The organism is Luteimonas sp. A478 (assembly GCF_054052025.1).
Genome location: NZ_JBSVRF010000002.1, coordinates 251,335 through 275,638, shown reverse-complemented (window position 1 = coordinate 275,638; position 24,304 = coordinate 251,335). Strand labels below are relative to the sequence as shown.

The 24,304-nt window shown below is 68.7% G+C and carries 21 protein-coding genes; 11 read left to right on the top strand and 10 right to left on the bottom strand.

From position 1 onward, the window contains the following. Nucleotides 1-60: 60 nt before the first annotated feature. The 6 genes from ACW7G3_RS04860 (at nt 61) to ACW7G3_RS04835 (ending at nt 5,881) form a co-directional block, all read left to right on the top strand. Nucleotides 61-567 (top strand): hypothetical protein, encoded by a 507-nt coding sequence (locus tag ACW7G3_RS04860; protein WP_456974269.1) that lies wholly within the window; start codon nt 61-63, stop codon nt 565-567. Next, nucleotides 564-1,217 (top strand): hypothetical protein, encoded by a 654-nt coding sequence (locus tag ACW7G3_RS04855; protein WP_456981435.1) that lies wholly within the window; start codon nt 564-566, stop codon nt 1,215-1,217. Before ACW7G3_RS04860 ends, ACW7G3_RS04855 begins: the two co-directional genes overlap by 4 nt. Before the next feature lie 28 nt (nt 1,218-1,245). Then, nucleotides 1,246-2,814, top strand: a complete 1,569-nt coding sequence (locus ACW7G3_RS04850) for an adhesin (protein ID WP_456981433.1) — start codon at nt 1,246-1,248, stop codon at nt 2,812-2,814. Between the two features lie 119 nt (nt 2,815-2,933). Beyond that, nucleotides 2,934-3,674, top strand: coding sequence for a C39 family peptidase (locus ACW7G3_RS04845; protein ID WP_456981432.1), 741 nt, complete (start codon nt 2,934-2,936; stop codon nt 3,672-3,674). A gap of 12 nt (nt 3,675-3,686) precedes the next feature. Continuing rightward, nucleotides 3,687-4,454: a hypothetical protein gene (locus ACW7G3_RS04840; protein WP_456981431.1), complete on the top strand. Its 768-nt coding sequence runs from the start codon at nt 3,687-3,689 to the stop codon at nt 4,452-4,454. Between the two features lie 167 nt (nt 4,455-4,621). Next, entirely contained in the window at nt 4,622-5,881 is a 1,260-nt protein-coding gene (locus tag ACW7G3_RS04835; protein WP_456981829.1) for a hypothetical protein, read from the top strand. Between the two features lie 51 nt (nt 5,882-5,932). On the opposite strand, the gene ACW7G3_RS04830 is transcribed toward ACW7G3_RS04835, so the two are convergent. Continuing rightward, entirely contained in the window at nt 5,933-7,189 is a 1,257-nt protein-coding gene (locus tag ACW7G3_RS04830; protein WP_456974257.1) for a sigma-54 interaction domain-containing protein, read from the bottom strand. Nucleotides 7,190-7,713: 524 nt separating this feature from the next. Here ACW7G3_RS04830 and ACW7G3_RS04825 point away from each other — a divergent pair. Continuing rightward, nucleotides 7,714-8,820, top strand: coding sequence for a PA0069 family radical SAM protein (locus ACW7G3_RS04825; RefSeq protein ID WP_456981429.1), 1,107 nt, complete (start codon nt 7,714-7,716; stop codon nt 8,818-8,820). Between the two features lie 81 nt (nt 8,821-8,901). Continuing rightward, nucleotides 8,902-9,678 (top strand): sensor histidine kinase, encoded by a 777-nt coding sequence (locus ACW7G3_RS04820; protein WP_456981427.1) that lies wholly within the window; start codon nt 8,902-8,904, stop codon nt 9,676-9,678. 112 nt (nt 9,679-9,790) lie between these two features. Here ACW7G3_RS04820 and ACW7G3_RS04815 read toward each other — a convergent pair whose 3' ends face one another. From ACW7G3_RS04815 to phhA, 3 genes are all read right to left on the bottom strand, one after another. Then, nucleotides 9,791-10,993 carry an amino acid aminotransferase gene (locus tag ACW7G3_RS04815; protein ID WP_456981426.1) on the bottom strand — a complete coding sequence of 401 codons (1,203 nt, stop codon included), beginning with the start codon at nt 10,991-10,993 and terminating at the stop codon, nt 9,791-9,793. Nucleotides 10,994-11,091: 98 nt separating this feature from the next. Next, nucleotides 11,092-13,239: a TonB-dependent receptor family protein gene (locus tag ACW7G3_RS04810; protein WP_456981425.1), complete on the bottom strand. Its 2,148-nt coding sequence runs from the start codon at nt 13,237-13,239 to the stop codon at nt 11,092-11,094. 73 nt (nt 13,240-13,312) lie between these two features. Further along, nucleotides 13,313-14,200 (bottom strand): phenylalanine 4-monooxygenase, encoded by an 888-nt coding sequence (gene phhA / locus ACW7G3_RS04805; RefSeq protein ID WP_456981424.1) that lies wholly within the window; start codon nt 14,198-14,200, stop codon nt 13,313-13,315. Between the two features lie 126 nt (nt 14,201-14,326). Here phhA and ACW7G3_RS04800 point away from each other — a divergent pair, with 126 nt between their 5' ends. Continuing rightward, entirely contained in the window at nt 14,327-14,800 is a 474-nt protein-coding gene (locus ACW7G3_RS04800) for an Lrp/AsnC family transcriptional regulator (RefSeq protein ID WP_456981422.1), read from the top strand. Nucleotides 14,801-14,812: 12 nt separating this feature from the next. Here ACW7G3_RS04800 and ACW7G3_RS04795 read toward each other — a convergent pair whose 3' ends face one another. The 6 genes from ACW7G3_RS04795 to ACW7G3_RS04770 form a co-directional block, all read right to left on the bottom strand. Beyond that, the gene (locus ACW7G3_RS04795; protein WP_456981421.1) at nt 14,813-15,868 is read right to left on the bottom strand and encodes a patatin-like phospholipase family protein; all 1,056 of its coding nucleotides are present in this window, start codon (nt 15,866-15,868) and stop codon (nt 14,813-14,815) included. Nucleotides 15,869-15,941: 73 nt separating this feature from the next. Beyond that, on the bottom strand, nt 15,942-16,253 hold the full coding sequence (locus ACW7G3_RS04790) for an AzlD domain-containing protein (RefSeq protein ID WP_456974239.1): 312 nt from the start codon (nt 16,251-16,253) through the stop codon (nt 15,942-15,944). Continuing rightward, nucleotides 16,250-16,942 (bottom strand): AzlC family ABC transporter permease, encoded by a 693-nt coding sequence (locus ACW7G3_RS04785; RefSeq protein WP_456981420.1) that lies wholly within the window; start codon nt 16,940-16,942, stop codon nt 16,250-16,252. Before ACW7G3_RS04785 ends, ACW7G3_RS04790 begins: the two co-directional genes overlap by 4 nt. A gap of 185 nt (nt 16,943-17,127) precedes the next feature. Next, a complete protein-coding gene (locus tag ACW7G3_RS04780; RefSeq protein ID WP_456981418.1) occupies nt 17,128-18,828 on the bottom strand; it encodes a M28 family metallopeptidase in 1,701 nt (566 codons plus the stop codon). A gap of 71 nt (nt 18,829-18,899) precedes the next feature. Next, a complete protein-coding gene (locus ACW7G3_RS04775; protein ID WP_456981417.1) occupies nt 18,900-19,967 on the bottom strand; it encodes a serine hydrolase domain-containing protein in 1,068 nt (355 codons plus the stop codon). Between the two features lie 149 nt (nt 19,968-20,116). Beyond that, nucleotides 20,117-20,911, bottom strand: coding sequence for a rhomboid family intramembrane serine protease (locus tag ACW7G3_RS04770; RefSeq protein ID WP_456981416.1), 795 nt, complete (start codon nt 20,909-20,911; stop codon nt 20,117-20,119). 54 nt (nt 20,912-20,965) lie between these two features. On the opposite strand from ACW7G3_RS04770, the gene ACW7G3_RS04765 reads away from it, so the two are divergent. Then, nucleotides 20,966-22,138, top strand: coding sequence for a class I SAM-dependent rRNA methyltransferase (locus ACW7G3_RS04765; RefSeq protein WP_456981415.1), 1,173 nt, complete (start codon nt 20,966-20,968; stop codon nt 22,136-22,138). Next, nucleotides 22,135-24,282 carry a gluconolaconase gene (locus tag ACW7G3_RS04760; protein WP_456981413.1) on the top strand — a complete coding sequence of 716 codons (2,148 nt, stop codon included), beginning with the start codon at nt 22,135-22,137 and terminating at the stop codon, nt 24,280-24,282. The genes ACW7G3_RS04765 and ACW7G3_RS04760 overlap by 4 nt, the downstream gene beginning before the upstream one ends. The last annotated feature ends 22 nt before the right edge of the window (nt 24,283-24,304 follow it).

Genomic DNA, 24,304 nt, shown 5'->3' with positions numbered 1-24,304 from the left:
AAAACAGTTGGCACGGGGCCTGCGTAGTCACTGTCCGCTACCACTGCGAGCGTGTGCCCCATGACCAGACAATCTTCTTTCCTCCTGCTCACAGCACTGACCGCGCTGATGCTGGCGCCTGTCACTGCGCAGGCGGCCGGGTCACGTACAGGCGTCCATCCCCAACACGGGGAAATGGTGCTGCTGCGGAACGTCAATGCGCGCCCTGCGTACCGTCCGGCCCCGCCCAGCGTGGCCCTGATCGTTGATCCCAGGCCCAGCCGTGAGCTGCACGCCGGCCTGGGCACCGGGGAAATGAGCGATGCGGATTTCGCGGCGATTTCCTCCGGCCACAGCCTCGGCCCGGCGCGTCCGGCGTCGGGCATCGACGGCACGGTGAACAATGCAATCAGCGTCGGCCTGGGCACCGGTCAGGTGCAGCACTCCGGCGCCGTGGGCGGAAGTGTCGGCGGTGCGCTTTCGGGCCCGCTGGGGACAGTAGGCACGACCACCCGGGGCATTGGCAGCCACGTGACCGGGGCCATGTCGCAGTTCCCGCTCGGCAAAAGCGGCCCGGGCGGACCATGACCATGGGCCGTGTCTTGGGGATCGCAGTGCTTGTGATCGGCTTGCCGCTGCTCGCGGCGACACCCGCGCACGCACAGCAAGCGGACGACTACGCGGACATGCTCCAGTACCTGGCGCAGACGCGCCTTGAGGACAACGCGCTGGCGGGTGCCAGCGGCGCGATCGCGGTCAACATCGCCGCCGGCGACCTCAACCAGCAGGCGAACCTGCGCAGCATCGCGATCGGCGAGCTTGCCCAGGCGTCCGCCACCGCGCTCCAGCGCAGCCAGGGCGACGTGGGAACCGCCCCCGACCATGCCATCGCCGTCATTACCGGCAACGTCCTCCAGGGCGCCGGCGGCCTGGCATCAATCAATCAGGCCAGCGGCACCGGCAATGCGGAACTTAACGCAGTGACGGTGGCGCTGGCGCAACGAGGCATACGTGAAACCCCCGACGCGATGTTGGCGTCGGCGGACTTCGCGTCGGCAGGAGTGCAAGCCATCCCCGAACCAGGGGCCGCAAGAACGCATACCCGTGAGGTGGGCGTCGAGGGGTCCGCCTTGCAGGGGTTCGATGGGGTTCTGCAGCTCAACCAGGCCGCGGGTGTCGCCAATTTCACGGAGAACAGGCTTCTGATCTCCGTACAAGGCGCCGGCCCCGGCATTTGATCCAGAGAGAGTTCAACAGGAGACAACCATGAAAGGCAATCTGAAGATGACTGCACTTGCAGTCGCCGTCGCGACCTTCGCGATGGGCACCGCTGCGGCGCAGGTCGCGCCGCCAGAGGTCATTACCACGGTGGACACCGACATCGCCATCTTCGGCGACATTGAAGCCGTGGGTGAAGTGGCCGTTGGCGGTGAATTGCTCGTCGGTGGCGACGTCACCCTCGACTACGATTACGACTACAACGACAACCTCAACCGCAATGTCGTCGTCAACGACACCACCAACTCGACCGTCAACGAGACCGTCACCTCCGACGTCAGCGAGTTCTTCACTTCCGACGTCAGCGAATTCGTCAGCAGCGACATCAGCGAGACCGTCATCTCAAACGTGGAGACCAACGAGGTCACCTCCAACATCGTGCGCAACGAGTTCGGCCGTACCGACATCCGCGGCGAGCGCGACGAGCACGGCGTGAGCGTCAACATCGACAAGTCGATCTCGCTCAACTCGGACATCTCCTTCACCGGCGAGCCGACCATCACCGGCGAGATCGACCTGGATTCGGCCGCCATCGCGCTGGTCGACAATCGCCAATCCAACACCGAAAACGTTGGCCTGAACGACATGCTGACCAACGACGCATCGATCGGTGACGATGTAGGTACCGCGGCTTCGGGCAACCTGCAGTTCAACGTCGCCGCCGGCGACAACAACGTGCAGGACAACGCCGCCGCGCTGGCCGCCGCCGACGCGGGCTTCTCGTTCGGCCTGGCCGACGCCGAAATCTTCGTCAACCAGTACGGCGCCGGCAACGCCACCGTCAACATGGGCGTGACCAACAGCGCCAGCCTGGGCAACAACGCCTTCAGCGACGCGTCGGGCAACATCGGCGCCAACATCGCGTCGGGCAACAACAACATGCAGAAGAACGCGATGGCATCCTCGGTTGCCACCGCCGCCTATGCGCAGGCTTCGGTCAGCTCCAACCAGATCTCCACCGGCAACGTCGTATCCAACACCGGCGTGATGGAAGAGCTGACCGACACGATTGACATCACCCTGAGCGGCACGGTGAGCGGCGAGACCAGCGGTTCGGTCACCGGCACCTACGAGGGTTCCGCATTGGGCGGCTACGCAGGCACCGGAAATTCCTACCAGAGCAGCAACTTCTACGCTGACATGTGGGAAGGCGAGGAGCATCCGGCAGGCGACGCGATCGGCCATGCCGACTTCGACTCCGAAAGCCAGGGTGCAGTGGCCAATCCGTTCCGGGACGGTGTCGGCGGCCTGGGCTTCGACAACGTCGAGGAAGGCGAGTACGCAGGCACCGAGTCCGGCACGCTGTCGTTCGATGAGCTGTCCTTCAGCGACCTGCAGGCCAGCCTGGCCGGCACCGTGACGACGACCCAGTGGATCGTGCGCGATGCGACCAACACGGCGACGCTGTCCGACAACGCGTTTGCCAACGCCTCGGGCAACATCGGCGTCAACCTGGCCGCCGGCAGCGGCAACATGCAGGCCAACAGCCTGTCCATGGCCGTTGCCCAGCCGGGTGCCAACGGTGGTCCGCCGCCGGTCAATGGTGGCGGCGAGTAAACAACGCCTGACGGCGTAAAGAGGTTTCCCGGTCCTTCCCCTGTGACCGGGATGCAACGGAAGCCCCGCTCCGCCTCCCCCGCGGAGCGGGGCCTCCTTCTCGGAAAGGGAAGACCAGGATGACGAACAGCTTGCCGCACTGGACCACGACCTGGCGCCGGACGGCGCAACGGGCCGCGGCGACCCTGGCCCTGGCCGGACTTGCAGCCACTGCGGGCGCACATGCGGCGGACATCCAGTTCGCCGGCGTGCTGCCCAACGGGGCGCTGTTCACCAAGCCGGTCGAAAGCATGACCGAGGGCCGGTTCCGGCATGTGGTACGCCAGTACACCGACTACAGCTGCGGAGCCGCAGCGTTGGCCACCATCCTGCGCTACGCCTACCGGCTCGACGCCGACGAGGCAACCGTGATCGAAGGGATGATGATGGTGTCCGACCCGGAAATCGTCCGCGAGCGTGGTTTTTCGCTGCTGGACATCAAACAGTACGTCGAATCCCTGGGCATGCGCGGACGCGGCTACCGGGTGGATGAGGAGCGGCTGCGCAGCCTGCGGGTGCCTGCGATCGTGCTGATGGACGTGGCCGGGTTCCGGCATTTCGTGGTCCTCAAGCAGGTCCAGGGCGAGACCGTGGAGATCGGCGACCCGATGCTGGGCAACCGCAGCGTCCCGCTCGATGAATTCATGGCCGGGTGGCCGTCACGGGCCGTGTTTGTCGTGATAGGCAGTGACTTTGACCGCAATACCGTGCTGCTGGACCCGCCTTCGCGCGCTAGCGCCAAGGCCCTGTATGCACGTCAGGGACCGTTGACCGATGCCGAATTGCTTGATTTCGGCTTCACCCATGCGGACCTGTTCTGACGGAGCTGTGAAATGAACACAATCCATTCGCTGGGCCGTGCGCTGCTGCTGGGAGCGATGCTGTGCAGCGCGCCGGCGCTGGCCGAGCAGGCCCCGGCCCCCACGGCCCGAGGGCTGACCGAGATTCCCGATCCGGAACTGGACCTGATGCGCGGCCGCTTCATCGCCGGCGACAACAAGGTGCTGTGGTTCGGGGTGTCGATGATTTCCAGCTGGCAGACGGGTTCCGGGCAGATGCTGCAGGGACGGCTCGACATCGGCTTTGATTTCAGCGACGGCCAGCCGGTGGTGAGCTTCAGCCCCAACGTGGTGCTGACCGACGAACACGCGCCGATGCCCGTGCCTTCCGGCCAGCGCAGCGTGGACAGCGCCGGTCTGGCCAACGTGTCCGGCCTGGTCCAGGGCGTGCAGGTTGCCGGCGACGGCAACGCCGCCAGTAACCTGACCTCACTGACGCTGCGTGACGGCGAGGTGCCCGTGGCCACTGCCGGCGGCGCAACCCGGGGCGGCATCAGCCAGAGCGCCGGCGCGGCTTCGGCCAGTGTCCAGTTCGACGGCAACACTGCTGGCGTGCTGCTCGAAGTCCAGGGTCACGGCGCGGTCGAACAATGGATCCGCGCGGGCAGCATGGGCCAGAGCATTCGCCTGACCAGCGATGGCCAGTCGGTCAGCAATCGGCTGCATCTGGATATGGTGCGCGAAGCGCTGCCAACGACCGCGATGCTCAACCAGAACGTCGCCCAGGCGCTGGTGACCACGCGCGGGATCGGCGGTCTCTGATGCGACTCGGGGGAGAGCATCAGGGACAGGGACGTCGGGTTGTGCGCAGGGGCAGCGGCCCGCGTCCAACGCCGTTGGCATGGGCGCTGGCCGCCGTCCTGGCATGCGTGGCAACGCCCGTCGTCGCCCAGGTCGAGCAGCCGCCGGGGCAAGCACAGCCGGCCGGAATGGCCCTCAGCGCCGAAGAGCGCGACGAAGTGGCGCGCATGATGCAGGAGCTGGCGGCGCTCAAAGCCGCCTATTCCCAGGAAGTACGGCGATTGCGCGAGCTGGACATGCAGATGCAGGCGCTGCAGGCGCGCATCACCGGTCGCGCACCGGCCACCCAGGCGGCCCCGCCGGCGCAGGCGGCAGCGGTCGCCCCGGTCGCGCCCCCGGCCACCGCGCAGGCGCCGGCCGCAGCGCCGCCGCCGGACGCCGGCTATGCGAGCACCGCCGAGGACGCCGAGCGCGCCCGTGAAGAAGAGGCCCGCAGCGTCTCCGACGTGCGCCAGCAGCAGCAGGCGCTGTTCAACCAGCGCCTGGTGATCGACCAGGGCATCAGCTACAACCGCTACGACCGCAAGCAGCTGACCCTCAACGGCTTCCTGGCCCTGGACGCCATCTTCCTGGGCAATATCGCGATCGAGAATGTCGAATCCGACACCGCCACCTACAACCTGGGTGCGCGCTGGGGTGTATCGCCGCGGCTGACGTTGAACCTGGACGTGCCGTGGATCTGGCGGCGCACCGTCTACCAGAAGGGCGGTGCAGGCGGCGCTGCGGCGGTCATCGCGCAGGCGCACACCAGCGGATCGGGCCTGGGCGACATCACCGCCAGCGCCAACTACAAGCTGTTCTCCGAACGCGGGCTGGTGCCCGAGACCGTGCTCACCATGGGGGTCACCGCCCCCACCGGGCGCGAGCCGTACGGGATTCCGTGGCGGGTGCTGGAGCGTGACGAGGACGACTTCATCCGTTTCGCGGTCCCCGAGGAGCAGCCGACCGGCAACGGCGTGTGGCAGGCGTCGGCCAATCTGTCGGCGGTCAAGGCCACCGAACCGGCGATCCTGTTCGGCAGCATCGGCTACACGCACGCGTTCGCCGCCAGCTTCGACGACCTGGACAACAATCCGGCCACGGTCAACCCGGGCGACGTCAGGCTCGGCCGGGCGTTCACCCTGGGTGCCGGCGTGGCGTTCGCCTTCAACGAGCGCACCAGCCTGAGCATTGCCTACAACAACCGGTTCAACGCGCGCGCGCGCACCCGCTACGAGGGCGGTGAGTGGGTGAAGCTGATCGGCTCCGATGGCAATGCCGCCACCCTGAGCCTGGGCGTGACCCACGCGCTCAGCCCGCAGGCCACGTTCGTGGGCATGCTCGGCATCGGCCTGACTCCGGACGCGCCGGACTTCAGTCTCAACTTCAAGATCCCCTACACCCTGTAGATCGCCGTTGCGTTGCGGCGCGCCCGGCGTCGGCTGCCCAGCGCCAGCCTCTCAGCGCAGCTCGGCCAGCGACAGCTGGTGCTTCTTGCACAGCCGGTAGACCGTGACCCGGGAGACCCGCAGGCGGCGGGCGCAGGCACTGACGTTGAAGCCGGTCTCGCGCAGGGTCGACAGCACCGCCTCGCGTTCGGCGCTGTGGCGGGCGCTGTCCAGGCAGTCTTCCCCGTTGCGGGCTGCGTCGTGCTCCAGCTGCAGGTCGGCCACGCTGATCAGCGGCCGCCGGGTGATCACCGCGGCACGGCGCACGCGGTTGAGCAGCTCGCGCACGTTGCCCGGCCATGGATGGGCAAGCAGGGCGCGCCGGGCCGAGGGGTCGAACCCGCGCGCGCTGACCGGGTGCAGGCTGCGGAACTCTTCCAAAAAACACCGGGCGAGGATCTCGATGTCGCCGGCGCGCTCACGCAGCGGCGGCATCTGCAGATGCAGTACGTCCAGGCGGAAGTAGAGGTCGCGGCGGAACCGGCCGCGTTCCACGGCTTCGGTCAGGTCCACGTGGGTGGCCGCCAGCACGCGCACGTCCACTTTGGTGGAATGGCTGTTGCCGACCCGTTCCAGGGTGCCCTCCTGCAGCACGCGCAGCAGGTTGGCCTGCGCGTCCATCGGCAGATCGCCAATCTCGTCCAGGAAGATGGTGCCGGTGTTGGCCGATTCGAACAGGCCGATACGCCGGCTGGCGGCGCCGGTGAAGGCCCCGCGCTCATGGCCGAACAGCTCGGCCTGGATCAGCCCGGGCGGCAGCGCGCCGCAGTTGACCGCGATGAACGGGCTGCGGCGGCGATCGGAAAGATCGTGCAGGGCGCGCGCCGCGAGCTCCTTGCCGGTGCCGGTTTCCCCGGTCACCAGCACCGGCAGGTCCACGCGCGCGTAGCGGTGCAGCGTGGCGCGCACCTCCAGCATCGGCGCGCTCTGGCCGATCATGCCGCCGATGTCGCCGCTGCCCGGCGAGCGTTCGTCGAAGTTCGCCAAAGCCTGGGACAGCTGCTGGGTGTTGAACGGGCAGACGATGCGCTCGCCGCAGGCCCGCAGGATCGGTTGCAGCGCCGGATCATCAGCCCCATCGTCGGGAATCATCGCGATCAATGGCAGATCGGCGTGATCGACCACGGTGCGCTTGAGCGCTTCAATCACCTGTGGGGCGCCGTTGCGCAGGTCCACCAGCGCTACCACCTGGTCACCGCCGCGCATGCCCACGTGGCCGTCGGCGCACGGATCAACCACGCGCAGGTTCCAGCCCGCCGCGGCCAACATCTTCCGTTCGTGCGCGGAGGGCTTTCCGAACCAGATCACGCAGCGTCGATGAGGAGAAGGACTGTCCATGGATAGTCAGGTCTGAAAGAAGGGAGTCACGGGGGCGAGTGGGAACCGCCAGGAGCGTCCGGGGCGGGGTTACGCGGAATTCGCGGAATGGGCGCCGACGGCAGGTTGAATGGCCCCAGTCACGACCTGTCCCCGCCGCATGGGCGGGAAGCCGGGACCAGGTCTCCGGCTGCACATGACAGGCGGGCATTGACGAGTGGAATTCCATTCAGCGTCGCGCAATGGCGGCGCGTGCCAGGGAGACTGCCTGGCATGCAGGAACTGCAGGAATTGATGATGGAATGGACGGACTGCCAGCATGATGTTTCCCCCGGTAAATGTGCGCTGGTCCTCGTATTTCGTCAGTGCATGAGTAATTAACGAAAGGACCGCGGGTGACCGGACACCCACGTATTCAGCTGACTCCTTCAGCTTCCGTCTCGGGCCCTGCGACGGCGGCGTGCCAGCATGGTGCCATGCGAACCCGCGCCAGACCCCACGGCCCCGCCACCGAACCCGTCCGCGGTCGCGGCGCTGCGTCCTTTGTCGACGGGCGCTTCCAGCGGCAGGCCGTGCGCCTGGAAGACGACGGCTGGGACAGCCTCCAGGTGCTTGCCGAAGAGGCGGGGCAGTCGCGTCTGGAAACCGTGGTCACGGAAGAAAAGGCGCGACGGGTCATCAGCCGAAACCAGTCGCCGGACGTGGGTTTCACCCAGTCGGTCAATCCCTACCGGGGCTGCGAGCACGGGTGTGTGTACTGCTTCGCCCGGCCCTCGCATGCCTATCTGGACCTGTCGCCGGGTCTGGATTTCGAAACCCGGCTGTACGCCAAGACCAACGCCGCGGATCGTCTGCGCGAGGAACTGGCCAAACCCTCCTACCGCTGCTCACCGATCGCGCTGGGCATCAACACCGACGGCTACCAGCCGATCGAGCGCAAGTGGGGCGTCACCCGGCAGCTGCTGGAAGTGCTGGCCGAGTGCCGCCACCCGTGCAGCATCGTGACCAAGGGCGCGCTGGTTGCCCGTGACCTTGACCTGCTGGCACCGATGGCCCACCAGGGCCTGGTCACCGTGTACCTGTCCATCACCACGCTGGACAATCGCCTGTCGGCAAACATGGAGCCGCGGGCGGCCGCGCCCCATGCGCGCCTGGCCACGGTCAGGCGCCTGTCCGATGCCGGGATTCCCGTGGGCGTGCTGGTCGCCCCGGTAGTGCCGGCGATCACCGACATGGAGCTGGAAGCGATCCTCGAGGCGGCGCGCGAGCACGGTGCCGGTGCCGCCAGCTACGTGCTGCTGCGCCTGCCGCATGAGCTCAAGGAGATCTGGCGCGAGTGGCTGGCCCTGCACTATCCCGATCGCGCTGCGCACGTGATGAGCCTGATCCAGCAGATGCGCGGCGGCAAGGATTACGACAGCAGCTTCGGCCGGCGCATGCGCGGCGAAGGCCCGTTCGCCGACCTGATCGCCGCCCGCTTCGCCCGCGCCCAGCGGCGCCTGGGCTATGGCCGGCTGCCTGCGCTGGATTGCGGCCTGTTCGTTCCGCCCCGACCCCCCTCGCCCCAGGGCGAACTGTTCTGAGGGCGCGCGCAGCCCGGAAATTCGACGTGACCATCATCGCCACGCCGGTACACTGCGATCGTTTCACAGGGGCTTTGCGCGATGCTTTCCGATCCAGATTCCGCGCCGACGTCGCTCACCCCCGACGAGCGGCTGGTAAAAACTGAACAGGCGTTGCAGGCGCTGCGCACGCAACAGGAGGTGCTGGCAGCCGGCATTTCACACGATCTGCGCGCCCCGCTGCGCGCCATCAGCAGCTACGCCGGCCTGATCGACCAGCATCATTCCGCCGCGCTGGGGGAGGAGGGCCGCGGCTACGTGCAGCGCATCCGCGAAGCGGCCGCGCGCATGGATGGCCTGATCGACGGGCTGTTGCAGCTTTCCCACGTGGCCCGCGCGTCGCTGCGCATGCAGCGTGTGGATGTGGGCATGCTGGTGGAATGGAGCCTGGCCGAACTGCAGGACGCCGAGCCCGGACGGGTCCTGGAAGCCACCGTACAACCCGACTTGTTCGTCCGCGGCGACGAGCGCCAGCTCAAGCAGCTGTTCGAGCGCCTGCTACACAACGCCTGGAAGTTTTCCAGCCAGCAGGAGACGGTCCGGATCCGGGTCAGTGGCAAGATCGTCGATGGGCGCATGCAGATCGAGGTGGGTGATGAAGGGCGCGGCTTTGACATGCGTTATGCCGGGCGTCTGTTCGAGCCGTTCCAGCGCCTGCACCCCACCGAACAGGGCGGTGGCGACGGCCTGGGCCTGGCGATTGCCCACGCCATCGTCGAGCGTCACGGCAGCCGCCTGTGGGCAGACTCGGAGCCGGGTCGGGGCAGCGTATTCCAGGTGCAACTGCCCCTCGACATCGACGCGGAATCCGCGGATTGAAGGTCGGTCTGAGAGCCGCGCTGCTTTCCTGATGAAAAAAAGGGCCGCAGCGATGCGGCCCTTTTCTTTCCCGGTACCAAGCTCGAGGGCCTCGGACCGGCGGTCAGCGAAGTCAGCCGCGGCTGACCCTGGAGACCGCTTCGGCCACGTAGTCGATGTTGTCCATGTTCAGCCCGGCCACGCAGATGCGGCCGGTGCCGACCGCATAGATGCCGAACTCCTCGCGCAGGCGGTCCACCTGGGCGCGGCTGAGGCCGGAGTACGAGAACATGCCTGCCTGGTGGCGGATGAACTCGAAATCCGCCGCGCCGTGCGCCGCCAGCCGCTCCACCAGGCCGTCGCGCAGGGCGTGGATGCGGGTACGCATCTGGCCGAGCTCTTCTTCCCACTGCGTGCGCAGTGCCGGGTCGTTGAGTACGCCGGCCACCAGCGCCGCGCCGTGGTTGGACGGGCTGGAGTAGTTGGTGCGCACCAGGCGCTTGACCTGCGACTGCACGCGCTCGCATTCCTCGGCGCTGTCGCTGACCACGGTCAGCGCGCCGATGCGCTCGCCGTAGAGCGAGAACGACTTGGAGAAGGAACTCGCCACCAGGAAGTTGCGGATCGGCGACTCAGCCAGCAGGCGGATGGCATGCGCGTCTTCGGCGATGCCCTGGTCAAAGCCCTGGTAGGCCATGTCCAGGAACGGCCCCAGCTTGCGCTCGTGCAGCAGGTCGATCACCTGGGCCCACTGCTCGCGGGTCAGGTCGGCGCCGGTCGGGTTGTGGCAGCAGGCGTGCAGCAGCACCACGGTGCCGGCTTCCAGCTTGCCCAGGTCGACCAGCATGCCGTCGAAATCCAGGCCGTGGCTGGCGTCATCGAAATAGGTGTAGTCCACCACTTCAAAACCGGCTGCCGGGAACAGGGCGCGGTGGTTTTCCCAGCTCGGCGTGCTGATCGCCACGCGCGCGAACGGCAGCGCGTGTTTGAGCAGATCGGCACCGACCCGCAGCGCGCCGCTGCCGCCAATGGTCTGGGTGGTGCTGGCGCGACCCTCGCGAATCAGCGGCGAGTCGGCGCCAAACAGCAGCTCGCGGGTGGCGCTGCGGTAATCGGGCATGCCGTCGATCGGCAGGTAGCCGCGCGGCGGGCTGCGTTCGGCCAGCTCGCGCTCGACCTGCTGCACCGCGCCCATGACCGGGATCCGGCCTTCCTCGTCGTAGTAGATCCCGACCCCAAGGTTGACCTTGGTGGGACGTGGATCAGCGCGAAAGGCATCGGTCAGGCCGAGGATCGGATCCCCGGGCACGAGTTCCAGGTTCGAAAAAATGGACACGGCATCACTTTGTCAGCGGAAGGAAAGGGCCGGGAAAACCGCGGCCGATATCCCGTCAAACATAACATTTCCGGCGCTGGCCCACTGGCGCCCGCGGCTCAGGGACGGCCGGTCCAGTGCAGCCCCACCAGCCAGCTGCGGTCGCGGCCCGGCTCGTAGAAGCGGCCGTTGCCTTCGTTCACGATCACCGAGCCGATGTGGTCGCGGTCGAGCAGGTTGTCGATGCGTGCGAACGCCCGCCAGGTGCCGCCCGGCCCGCGCCAGCTGCGCGAGGCCTCCAGGTTCAGCAGGCCATAACCTGCTGCCGATTCCGTGCCCAGGTCGTTCACCGGAACGGAAGACACCGCTTCACCTTCCAGGGCCGCTGTCCACGGCCCCTCGCGCCATTCCAGCCGGGCCGACAGCTGCTGTTCCGGCACGCCGGGGATCCGGGTCCCGGCCGGCACCAGGGTCGATGGCACGGTGCAGCCAGCGCCCTGGCAGATCAGGTAGTCGCTGCGGAACGTGGCATCCAGCTGGGTCGCGGCCACGGCCAGGTCGAACGCTTCGCCCAGCGGCATGCCCCAGGCCAGTTCCAGACCCTGGCGGCGGGCGCTGCCCACGTTGCGGAAGCTGCTGCGGCCGCCGGCATTGCGGGCCACGGCCAGCTCATCGGCGGTATCAGCGCGGAACAGGGCGGCTTCCAGCCGCATCCCGGCGTCGCCGCGCCACTTCATGCCCAGCTCGTAGTTGTCGCTCACCGCCGGCTGCAGGTCGAATGCCAGCCCGGCGCCGCCATCGGCGCGATAGGAGATCTCGTTGAAGGTCGGGGTCTCGAAGCCGCGGCCCGCCGAGGCGTACACGCGCAGGTTCCGGTCCGGCGCGTAGCTGATGCCGGCCACCGGGGCGGTATGGCGGTGGCGCACCTGGCCGCTGTCGTCGGGGTTGACCCCGGTCACGAAGCTGTCGCGGGAATCGAACTCCACCTCGCTGTGGCGCGCGCCCAGCAGCAGCGACCAGCGATCCGCCAGGCGCCACCAGGCCTGGGCATAGACGTCGGCGTTTTCCAGCCGGTTGCGCTCGTCGCGGCGCAGCCCGCCGCGCACGCCGAGCTGATCGCCGACGAAGTTCTCCCAGCCACGCCGATCCTGGCGCTGGCGGTCCACGTTGGTACCCACGGTGACTTCCAGCGGGCGCCCGGCCAGCTCCGACTGCAGCGACCAGCGCGCATCGAAGCCGTGGTAGCGGTTGTCCAGGTCGATCACCCCGCCGGCATGCAGTGGGCCGCCCTGCGGCGCGGGCGGGATCGGCAGATACTGCAGCACCTCGCGCTCGCCGCCGTAGGCCATCACCCGGATCACCTGGTTGGCGCCGATGTCGTGCTCGTACACCGCGCCGGTCTGGCTCTGGCGCACGCTCTTGCGGGTGTTGTAGATGTGGGCATTGGCCACGGCCTGGCGTGGATCCTCGCGCACCTGGTCTGCAGTCAGGCCCAGCGGATCCTGCGCCTCGGGGATATCGACGTGGTTGGCCACCAGCTGCAGGCGTCCAGCGGTGCCGATATCAAAGCCGAGCTTGAGGTTGGCTACGTCACGCCGCGCGGCGCTGTGGTCGCGCCAGCCGTCGGTGTCCAGGCGCGAGAGCGCCAGGTTGTAGCCCATGCGCTCGGTCCCGCCCAGCAGCTGCGCTGCGGCGGTCCAGGTGCTGTCGGCGCCCCAGGTGGCGCGGGCCTGCCAGGGATCACCCGGCTCGCCATCGGCGCTCCAGATCTGCACCACGCCGCCGGACGAGTTGCCGTGCAGGGCCGAGAACGGCCCGCGCAGCACTTCCATGCGGTCGGCGCCGATCAGGCTGAAATGCGACAGCTGGCCCTGGCCGTCCGGCATCGAGGCGGGGATGCCGTCGGCGTACAGGCGCAAGCCGCGCACGCCAAAGGTGGCGCGCGAACCGAAACCGCGGATCGAGAGCTGGGTGTCCTGGGCCAGGTTGTGGCGGTTGCGCGCCAGCAGGCCGGGGATCCCGCGCAGGGATTCGGACACGTCGGCGTCCGCGCCGCTGGTCTCCCCACGCATGGGGATGACAGTGGCCGAAGCCGGCATGTCGAACGCGTCCACGCCGCGCAGGCGCGAAGCCTGCACCACGACGCGGTCCAGAGTGACTGCGTCGCTCGGGGCGTCGGCAGTGTCCACGGTCTGGGCCGAAGCGAGGAAGGGGGCAGCGGCCATCAGGCCGGCCACGGTCAGGGACAATCGGGGGAAGGAATGCATGCCCGCAATGATCTCCGATCTTCCGTGTGCAAAAGATCACGGCGGCGGAACAGAGCGGAGTGCCGATGCTCTCTCAGATGTCGCCGTCGGCGGCCCAGCCTTCCCCGGTGCCGCGCTGGAACAGCCTGTCGCCTGTAAGCACTTCGCCCGCCGGCACGGACTCCTGCGCATCCACCCGCGCATAGATCGGGGTGAAGTCCGGCTCGGTGCCGCGCATCAGCTGCTCGAAGCTGTCGATCACGAAGTAGGTCTTCTGGTAGGTGTCGATGCGGTAGCGGGTACGCATGATCCGCTCCACGTCAAAGCCCACCCGGTTCGGCGCCGCGCTCTCCAGGCTGTAGATCGATTCGCCCTTGGACGAGACGATCCCTGCGCCATAGATGCGCAGGCCTTCCGGGGTGTTGATCAGCCCGAACTCCACCGTGTACCAGTACAGCCGGGTCAGCGCCTGCAGCGCATCCGGGCCGATGCCATGGGCCTTCAGCCCGCCCTCGCCGTAGGCCTGCATGTAGTTGGAGAACAGCGGGTTCATCAGCAGCGGCACGTGGCCGAACAGATCGTGGAACAGGTCGGGCTCTTCGATGTAGTCGATCTGGTCCGGGCGCCGGATCCACCAGGTCACCGGGAAACGGCGGTTGGCCAGGTGGTCGAAGAAATCCAGCTCCGGCAACAGCCCTTCCACGCCAATCAGCTCCCATCCGGTGGCCTTGCGCAGCTCAATGTTGAGCTCGGAAAACTTCGGAATGCGCTCGGCGGTCATGCCCATGGCGTCCTGGGCATCGAGGAATTCGTTGCAGGCAAGGCCCGGCAGGATCTCCCGCTGGCGCGCGTACAGCGTGGCCCAGGTGTCGTGGTCGTCGGCGCTGTAGTCGTCCCAGGGCTGCTCCACCACGCCGGTGGCATACACAGGCACCTTGCCCTTGTCGGTGTGCAGGTTTTCAACGCGGCGTGGCTGGCTCATGGCAGTTTCCTGGCGGGCGGTCATTCCAGCGTAGCGCGCGGGCGGCGCAACGGGTTTGCGTTGTTGCGTAAGATCCGGTTAAGCGCGCACATTTGTTGCGCCATATGCCTCAAAGGCGACAGATCAATGCAGTCAATCCAGATGGATCGCACGGACCTGCAGCTGCTGGCCGAGCTGCAGCGCCACGGCCGCCAGACCAACGCGGAGCTGGCGGAACGGGTGCACCTGTCGGCGTCGGCCTGCCTGCGCCGGGTGCAGCGGCTCGAGCGCAGCGGGGTGATCGCCGGCTACCGGGTGGAGCTGGATGCCGAGCGCCTGGGACTGGGCCTGCAGGCGTTCGTGCGCGTGCAGCTGGAAAAGCATGACGCCAGCTACGTGCAGCGCTTCAGTACCGCCGTCCAGGGCTGGAATGAAGTTGTCGCCTGCCACGCCCTGAGCGGCGACATGGACTATCTGCTGCAGGTGGTGGTGCAGGACCTGGACCATTTTTCGCGCTTCCTGCTCGACCGCCTGCTCAATGCCACCGGCGTGGCCGATGTGAATTCCAACTTCGTGCTGCGCACGGTCAAGGAATTCCGCGGGCTGCCACTGCCGGGCTGAGCGGCAGGAGGATCAGCGCAGCCCGGAAGCCCCCGCCGCTTTCTGGCAGCTGTCCGGACCGCGGAACGGGCTGAGCGCCTGCACCCAGCCGCGGCTGCACTCGGCCGGTTCCGGCTCGGGCGGCATGCGCGGAGCCAGCGCCATCGTGCGCTGGTCCTGTACCCGGGCGATGGCTGCGCGGATCTGCGGCATCGCTGCCAGCGCCGCGCGCTCGCCATCGGCAATCGCCCGCGCGCGCTGGCTGAAATCGGCCGGGCCGATGTCGTCCACCTCGGGGCGAATCACCACGTCGGCGCGGCCGCGCTCCTCGGCGCCCAGGCGCTGGCCCATGATCGCGATCGACTGGTTGACGATGCCCAGCAAGTGGTCGGGCGTCGTGCCGCTGGCCTGGGTGGAAATGTCCACCGCGATCACCACGTCGGCGCCCAGCTGGCGCGCCGCGTCCACCGGCACCGGGCTGCTGACCCCGCCGTCCACGTAGCTGTAATCGCCGATTTTCGCCGGTTCGAACACGCCGGGCACCGCGCTGGAGGCGCGCACGGCCTGGCCGGTGTTGCCGCGCGTGAACACCGTGCGTGCGCCGTTGTCGAGCCGGGTCGAGACCGCGGCGAACGGTTTGCCCAGCCGCTCGATCGGGCGCCCGTCCACCTGGGCATTCACATAGTCCTGCAGCTTCTGGCCCTGCAGCAATCCGCCGCTGAACAGCCGCATGTCGCGGATCGAGGCCTCGTCCAATGCCACCGCGCGCTCCTGCAGCGCGAATGCGTCCATGCCGCCGGCATACATCGCGCCCACCACGCTGCCGGCGCTGGTGCCGGCCACCACGTCAATGGTGATGCCGTTCGCCTCCAGCATCTTGATCACGCCGATGTGGGCGAAGCCCTTGGCCGCGCCGCCGCCCAGCGCCAGGCCCACCCGCACGGGAGGCGGCTCCGGCAGCGGTGCCGGGGTCGGGTCGATGGTCACTGGGGCCACCGGCCGCACTTCGTTGTGCCCACAGGCGACCAGCAGCACCAGGGTGCACAGCAGGGCCAGCGGGAAGCGGAAGAGGGAAGGTCGGGCGGTCATCATCGGCGGGGTCCGGAACATCCGCATGAGCATATCGGTCCGCGCCCTGTCGGCAGCTGAAGGCCGCCGTGGTTCAGGGCAGGCCGGCCAGCCGCAGCAGGGCAGCGGCCAGCGCGCCCACCGCCACCACCCCGAGGAACGGCACCCGCAGGGCCAGCGCCGCCGCGGCCGCCAGCAGTGCACCGGCACGGGCATCCAGCATCAGTGCGCCACCGCCGGCGAAGGCGTTCATCACCGTCAACGACGCCAGCAGGCCGATGGTCAGCGCCGCGGTCACCCGGGTCATGCGCGCGCCGGCCAGCCACGTTTCCGGCACCAGATGACCGGCCAGCTTGGTCGCAAACGCCAGCAGCGATGCCAGCAGGATCCAGGCCCAAATGGTCATCGCTTGGCCTCCCGCCATGCACGCGGCAATACCGGACCGCGCCAACCCAGCGCGCCTGCCACCAGCGCCGCGATCAGGATCGGCACGCCCGGCGGCGTCAGCGGCAGCGCCACGGCGGTGACCAGCGCGCACACCAGTGCGATCGCCACCGGCTCGCGTCCGCGCAGGCGCGGCCACAGCAGGCCCAGAAACGCCGCCACCGCAGCGCCGTCCAACCCCCACTGGCGTGGATCGCCCAGGGCATCGCCCAGCGCCGCGCCAAGCGCGGTGAACAGGTTCCACAGCAGATAGACGCCGAGCCCCGCAGCCCAGAACCCGCGCCGCTGCTCGGCCGGATCGCGCTGCGAAGCCGCAGTGGCGGTGGACTCATCGATCGTCACCTGCGCTGCCAGCAGCCGCTTCCATCCGCGCGGCCGCAGCCACTGGTTGATCTGCATGCCGTACACCGCATTGCGCACCCCGAGCAGGCTGGCCGCGCCGAGTGCCGCCGCTCCCGTACCACCACCGCCGAGCACGCCGATGAAGGCGAACTGCGAGCCGCCGGTAAACATCAGCGCGCTCAGCGCCACCGTCTGCCAGAACGACAGCCCGGCGGCCACCGACAGCGCGCCAAACGAAATGCCGTACAGACCCGTGGCCACGGCAATGGACAGGCCGACTTTCTCGGCCGGAGTAGGGGAGCGAAGCATCACGCCAGTGTGCCGGGCAAGCGTTGCACGCGGGCTGACCGGTGCATCATCCCTCCCGTAGGAGCGCGCCATGCGCGCGAAACCGCGTGAATCATGGTGATGCGATGGGGCTTCGGATCCTGCGTCGCAGCCGAAGCCGCGGTGTGCTGATCGCCGTCACGCGGCTTCGCGCGCATGGCGCGCTCCTACAGACGGGGGGCGAAGCGCTCGCCGAAGAAGTCGCCGGGGTTCCACTCGGGGCGCGCGCTGTCGTTGCCGATGCGGGTGGCCAGCGCCGCGCTGAGGCGGGCCAGGCGGGCGGCATCGTCGTACTGGATGGGCTGGGTCGCGTCGTCGCAGGGCTGGTGATAGCAGTTGCGCAGGAAGTAGGTGAGCGCCAGGCGCGGATCGCGTTCGCCATCGGCCGACTCCACCCCGCCGTCCAGGTACACCGCGGGAATCCCGCCGTGCACGAACGCGTACTGGTCGCTGCGCACGAACGCGACTTCTTCGGGGAAAGGATCGGGCGACAGCTTCACTCCCACGTCTTCGGCCGCCGCCTCCACCGCCGCCTGCAGGGTGGAATGCTCCGCGCCGATCACTACTGCGTCGGTGCTCGGGGCCAGCAGCACCGGCATGTCGATGTTGATGTTGGCCACCAGCCCTTCGCGCGGCACCGTCGGCCGGGCCACGAAGTGCTGGGCGCCGAGCAGGCCCTGTTCCTCGCCGGTGAGCGCGCCGAACAGTTGCGAGCGGCGCGGCGCCGTTTCGGCAGTGGCCATGATGTTCGCGGTCTCGAGCATGATCGCCACGCCCAGGGCGTTGTCGATGGCACCGTGGTGGACCGCATCGCCATCGCGCAGCTGGATGATGCCCACGTGGTCCAGGTGGGCGGTGTGCACCACGTGCTCGTCCACCAGCGACGGATCGCTGCCCGGCAGGCGGCCGATCACGTTGTGCGAATCCAGCGCCTCGATGCGGGTGCCACCTTCAATCACCACCGTGGCGTCCAGCGCGAACGCGCGTCCCTTCCCGGTGCGGGCGGTCTCGAATACCTGCGCCGCGGTGCGGCCGGGCGCCATCAGCAGCTTGTCCGCCTTGGCCACGCTCACCGCCGCCACCGCCTGCAGCTGCGGGAACCCATCAACCGCGAATCCTTCGGCATCACGCAGGCGCATGGCCGGCTTGTCCCAGGCGGCCTGCATCCGCGCCCACGGCAGGCGCGCTTCGAACTGCGGCGAGGACACGATCACCGCACCCACGGCGCCGCGATCCACCAGCGCCTGCATCTTCTCCCGGGTGGCCGAATGCAACGCGCGTGCGTAGTGGTCGAAGCTGTCCGGCGCGCCCGGCAGGATCACCGCGATGCGGCCGCGCAGGTCCACGCCGGCAAAGTCATCGTGGTCCAGCTCCGGTGCCTGGATCGCGTGGCCGACGAACACCGCCGGCGCGCGCACCGAATGGCGTGCCACGTTGAAGTTCGACCACGGCAGGAAGTCGTCGCTGAAGCGCAGCTCTTCCACCCCGTCATCGCGCTCCACCGCCAGCCGCGCGCCCTCGCGCAGCGGTACGCCGGTCAGCAGCGGTACGCGCTGGAACCAGGTGCCGTCATCACCCGCCGGCTCCAGCCCGGCCTCGGCCATGCGCGCTGCCACCAGGGCTGCCGCACGCTCGAAGCCGGGGGTGCCGGTCTCGCGGCCTTCCAGGGAGGCATCAGCCAGTCGCCGCAGGTCGGCCTCGATCCGCTGCGCGGCCGGATCGCTGGACTGGGGCACTGCGTCGGCCACCGGTGTCGCCACCGGTTCGGGTGCAGCAGGTTCCGGTGGCGTCTGCACGCAGCGCCAGCCAAGCACGGCCAATGCCGCGAGCACGATCAATACCAGGGCAATGCGCAGCGTTCGGGACATGGCAGTTCGGGAAGTCCGTCGGTCGTGGAAGATCGCCAGGCCGGGACGGGCCCGGCCTGGCGATCAAGGGATCAGCGGCTGAACTCGTCCATGATCCGCCGCGCCAGCGGGTACGGGCGCGGGGCGTTGCGATTGGTCAGCACCAGCACCGTCAGCCGCTGCTCCGGGTCGCGGATGATCACGTTGCGAAAGCCCATGGTCTCGCCCGAGTGCCACATGCGCTCGCCGTCCAGGCGCCAGCCGTAGCCGTAGGCGCCCACGTTGTCCTCGCCCACCGGCACGCCGGTCCTGTCGGAGAACGCCAGCGCGCGGGTGGCGTCGGACAGCAGGCGGTCGTCGGACAGCGCGGCGTCCCATTTCGCCATGTCTTCCAGCGAGCTGTAGATGCCGCCGTCGCCCAGCACCGCGCTGGTCGGGCTCTGGTCGGTCCGGGCCCACGACCCGTCGACCAGGCTGTGGCCGAAGGCGCGGTTGGCCACGGTGGAAATGCCGTCCTCGAACGCCACGCTGTTGTCCATGCCGAGCGGAGCAAAGATCCGCTCGCGCAGGAAGTCGGCATAGCGCCCGCCGGTGGCGGCCTCAACGATCAGGGTCAGCAGGGCATAGGCACTGTTGCTGTAGCGGTACTGCGTGCCAGGCTCGAAATACAGCCGGTCCTGGCCTGCCAGGATGCTGAGCACGTCGGCATCGCGCACCTGGCGGTCCAGGCCTTCCGGCATCACGTCTTCGTAGTCGACCAGGCCCGAGGTATGAGCCAGCAGGTGGTGGATGGTGACCCCGTCGGTTGCCTCCGGTAAAGATGGCAGCCACTTGCGCACCGGGTCGTCCAGCTGCAACCGGCCGTCTTCGGCCAGCATCAGCACCGTGGCCGCGGTGAACGCCTTGCTCACTGAAGCCAGGCGGAAATTGGTCTCCGGGGTGATCGCGGTGCCGGCTTCCACATCGGCCAGGCCGTAGCCGCGGCGAACCACCGCCTCGCCATCGCGAAGTACCAGCACCGCCGCGCCGGGCACGTTGCCGTTGTAGTCGGACATGATCGCGTCGATCGGATCGGCCTCGGTGGCGGCGGGTTCGGCGGAGCCGCCGTCGGCGCAGCCGGACAGGGCCGCGAACAGCGTTGCAAGCAGGAGTGTGCGCATGCCCCGAGTCTAGCGACCCGGGTAGGAGCGCGCCATGCGCGCGAAGCCGCGTGACATTGATCCTCGCGGCGAGGATCCGGATGGGATCACCGTGACCGAAGCTCCCCCATGAAACGGAATTCACGCGGCTTCGCGCGCGTGGCGCGCTCCTACAGGGGAGGGTCGTCTGCGCTTTTAGGGCGGGGGCGGAACTGGAGCACCTGGCCGTGGCGCGGTTCGTCGCGCTGCCACAGCACCGGCACGTCGTCGGGGGCCGCGGGTTCGAACTGGTCGCGCTCGCGCGCTGCATCCTGTTCGGCCTCTTCTTCTTCCAGCTCCCAGCTGTACTGCTTGCGCGGCGGGCGCGGATCGCTGGCCCGGAACAGCCAGGCAGCCACCACGCCGCCCACCGCCCCGCCCAGATGCGACTGCCAGGACACGCCGGGCTCTTGCGGCAGCACGGTCAGCAGCATGCCGCCGTAAAAGAAGAACGCGATCATCCCGGCTGCGACCGAGGGCCGGTCGCGGCGCAGGATGCCGAGCACGAACAGCAGGAACATCAGCCCGTGGGTCACGCCGCTGGCGCCCAGGTGCCGCGACCCGGGATCGCCCAGCCACCACGCGCACAGCCCCGCGCCCAGCCACATCAGCGGCAGGGCCCGCGGCGTGGCCCGCGGATACAGGGTGAAGGCGAGGGTGCCCAGCATCAGCAGGGCGGTGGCGTTGGCGAACAGGTGCTCGGGCGAGCCGTGCAGCAGCGGCGCGGTCAGCACGCCCAGCAGGCCGATTGCTTCCCGTGGAGACACCGCGAGCGGGCGCCAGTCGATCATGTGCTGCACGCCGAACATCACCGCCAGCAGGGCGACGAAACCGACGGCCAGCCTCAGCGCCTTGCCAAGCCGACGGCGGTCGGCCGCGTGCTGGGCTTTGGGGTCGGCTGGCGGTTCAGGTATCTCCAGGTGCATGCCCAACACAATGGCGCCGGAATTCCGCGATGCAACCTGCCTTAGAATCGCGGCATGGATTCCCCACTGCCCACGGTCAGGCTCAAGAACGCCTGGCGCTCGTCCCATCCCTGGATCTTCCAGCGGCTGGTCGAAAAACCCGCCCAGCGGATCAGCCCCGGCACCATCGTCGACGCGGTCGGCGTGGACGGGGCCTGGATCGGCCGCGGTTTCTACAACGGCCGCTCGCGCATCGCGCTGCGGATCCTGGAAACCGACCCGGACGTAGGGGTCGATGCCGCCTGGTTCCAGCGCCGGATCGGCGAGGCCATGCGCCTGCGGCGCGAGGTGCTGCGGCTGGATGAGGTGAGCGACGCCTGGCGCGCGGTGCACAGCGAGGGCGATGGGCTCTCCGGCCTGGTGGTGGATCGTTACGCCGACCTGCTGGTCATCGAGTTCTTCTCGGCCGGCATGTTCCGCCACCGCGAATGGATCTACGAGGCGCTGCGGGAACACTTCCCCGGATGCCGCATCCACGCCTCCGCCGACGAGCACGTGCAGAAGCAGGAGAGCTTCGATTTCCGTGGCAGCGTGCCGGCCGATCCGGCGGTGATCACCGAGCATGGGGTGAAGTTCCGCGCCGATCCCGCCGGCGCGCACAAGACCGGTTTCTTCGCCGACCAGCGCGAGAACCGCGAATGGCTCTCGCGCCAGTGCGAGGGCAAGCGGGTGCTGGACCTGTGCTGCAACACCGGCGGTTTCGGCATCTACGCTGCCGCGCGCGGCGCGCTGGACGTGACCGGCGTAGACATCGACGGCGCGGTGCTGGAGATCGCCGCCGCCAATGCGCGGCTCAACGATGTGCGCGTGCGCTTCGTGCAGGCCGACATCTTCCCGTGGCTGCGTGACGTGGCCTCGCGCGATGCCGATGGCTGGGACGTGGTGGTGCTGGATCCGGCCAAGATGACCCGCGACCGCGAACAGGTGATCCCGGCGCTGAAGAAGTACCTGGACATGAACAAGCTGGCGCTCGGCGCGGTGAAGCCGGGCGGCCTGTTCGCCACCTTCTCCTGTACCGGGCTGGTGAGTGAGGAACAGTTCCTCGACATGCTGCGCCGCGCCGCGTTCTACGCAGGTCGTACCGTGCAGGTGCTGAAGGTGTCCGGCGCCGGCGCCGACCATCCCTTCCTGGCCCACGTGCCCGAGTCGCGCTACCTGAAGGCGGCCTTCTGCCGCGTACTGGATTGAACCGGCGGCACCGGGCGCCGCGGCCCGGAACGCGCCGCGCGCTGCTGGGCGTGGTGCTGCTGGTGTTGGCTGGACTGGCCGCCACCCTGCTGTGGCCGTCGCGGGATGACGACACTCCGGCCGCCCCGCCGGAGACCTCGTTCGAGTGGCAGGCGCGGATCGCCCTGCTGGCCGGTGACGGCCATCGCGGCGTGCGCGACGGCGCGCTGGTACGGGCACGCTTTGATGAACCCTGGGGTCTGGTACGCGGCCCGGATGGCAGCCTGTTCGTGGCCGATGGCGGCGAAGCCAATCGCATCCGCCGGATCACGCCGGATGGCCATGTGCACACCTTTGCCGGTGGCGAAGAAGGCTTTGCCGATGGGGTGGGCGCGCAGGCCCGCTTCCACACCCCTTCCGCGCTGGCGGTGGATGCCCACGGCAATCTCTATGTAGCCGACACCGGCAACCACGCGGTGCGCCGGATCACCCCCGACGGCACCGTGACCACCCTGGCCGGGGACGGCAGCCCCGGCTTCCGCGACGGCCCCGGCGCGCAGGCGCGCTTCCACGGGCCGATGGGCGTGGCGGTGGATGCGTCAGGTCGGGTCTTCGTGGCCGATACCTGGAACGACCGGATCCGGGTGATCGAAACCGACGGCCGCGTGCGCACGCTGGCCGGTGGTGATCGGCCCGGGTTCCGCAATTCCATGGGTCTTGAGGCCCGGTTCGATACGCCCACCGCACTGACCCTGGATGACGACGGCCGGCTATGGGTGGCCGATACCGGCAACCGGGCGCTGCGGCGGATCGATCCGGACGGTCTGGCGGATACCTGGCGTCCTTCGCCGTGGGAAGACTTTGATACCGGCCTGGGCCGGCCGCTGGCGGTGGCCGCCAGCCATGATGGGCATCTGTACGTGGCCGAATTGTCGCCGGGCCGGGTGCTGCAGCTGTCGCCGGATGGCCGGATCCGGGTGTTGACCGGTGAGCACGCGCAGCAGTGGTTCGCGCGTCCCTCGGCGCTGTGGCTCGAACCGGATGGCAGCCTGCTGCTCGCCGATGCCGCTGGCCATCGCCTGCACCGCGTGGCGCCGCGCACCGATGACAGCGCCGACAGCGCAACCGGCCCCAATCCCGAACGCCTGCTGCCCGCCACCGCTGGCCGCTGGCCTCTCGCGCCGCAGGACGGCTGGCATGAACTCGTCGGCACGCTCGGCGAAGTGCGCGGCAATTTCCGCGGGGAAAGCCGTAGCCACCTGCACAACGGCCTGGACATCCGCGGCGATGTGGGCGCGCAGGTGCTGTCGATCGCCGACGCCAAGGTCAGCTCGCCGCTGGCCGCGTGGAGCTTTGGCGGCCAGGCGGAAGGCATCGCTACCGATGAGCTCACCTACCTGCACCTGCGGGTCGGCCGCACGCCGCAGGGCCGCAACGTGGATCCGTCGCGGTTCCAGATCCTGCAAGACGAGGACGGGCGTCCGGAGCGGGTGCGCATTGCCCGCGGCACCCGCTTTGCCGCCGGTGATCCGCTGGGCACCATCAACGCCCAGGCCCACGTGCACCTGATCGTCGGCCCCTTCGGGCACCAGCTCAACGCCATCCGCCTGGGTCTGGTGAACTATGACGACACCGTGGCCCCGCGCATCGACGGGGTGCTGCTGCTGGATGAGTACGACGAGCCACTTGAGCACCGCGCGGAAGGGCGGCTGCTGGTGCCGCAGGACAGGGGCGGAATGCAGGTGGTGGTGGATGCCTGGGACCAGGTGGATGGCAACCTTGCCCGTCGCCGACTGGGCCTGCATCGGGTGGGCTGGCAGATCCTTGCCGCTGACGGAACCATGCTTCCGGGCCATACCCGGCCGGCGATGAACATCGACTTCTCGCGCATGCCAGCACACACCGGCGCGGTGAAGGTCGCCTACGCTGCCAACAGCGGCATCACCGTGCATGGCGCCGCCCGCACCCGCTTCCTCTACGTGGCCAGCAACCGCGTGCGCGCCAGTGAAATGGCCGTCAGCCACTGGCAGCCGTCGCAGCTGCCGTCCGGCGACTACATCATCCGCGCCTTCGCCGAGGACGCCAGCGGCAACCAGGCCAGAGGCGCCCGCGACCTGCCCATCACCATCGTCCCCACGCTCGCCGCCCCGCCGGCCTGCCCGTAATTCACGCGGCTTCGCGCGCATG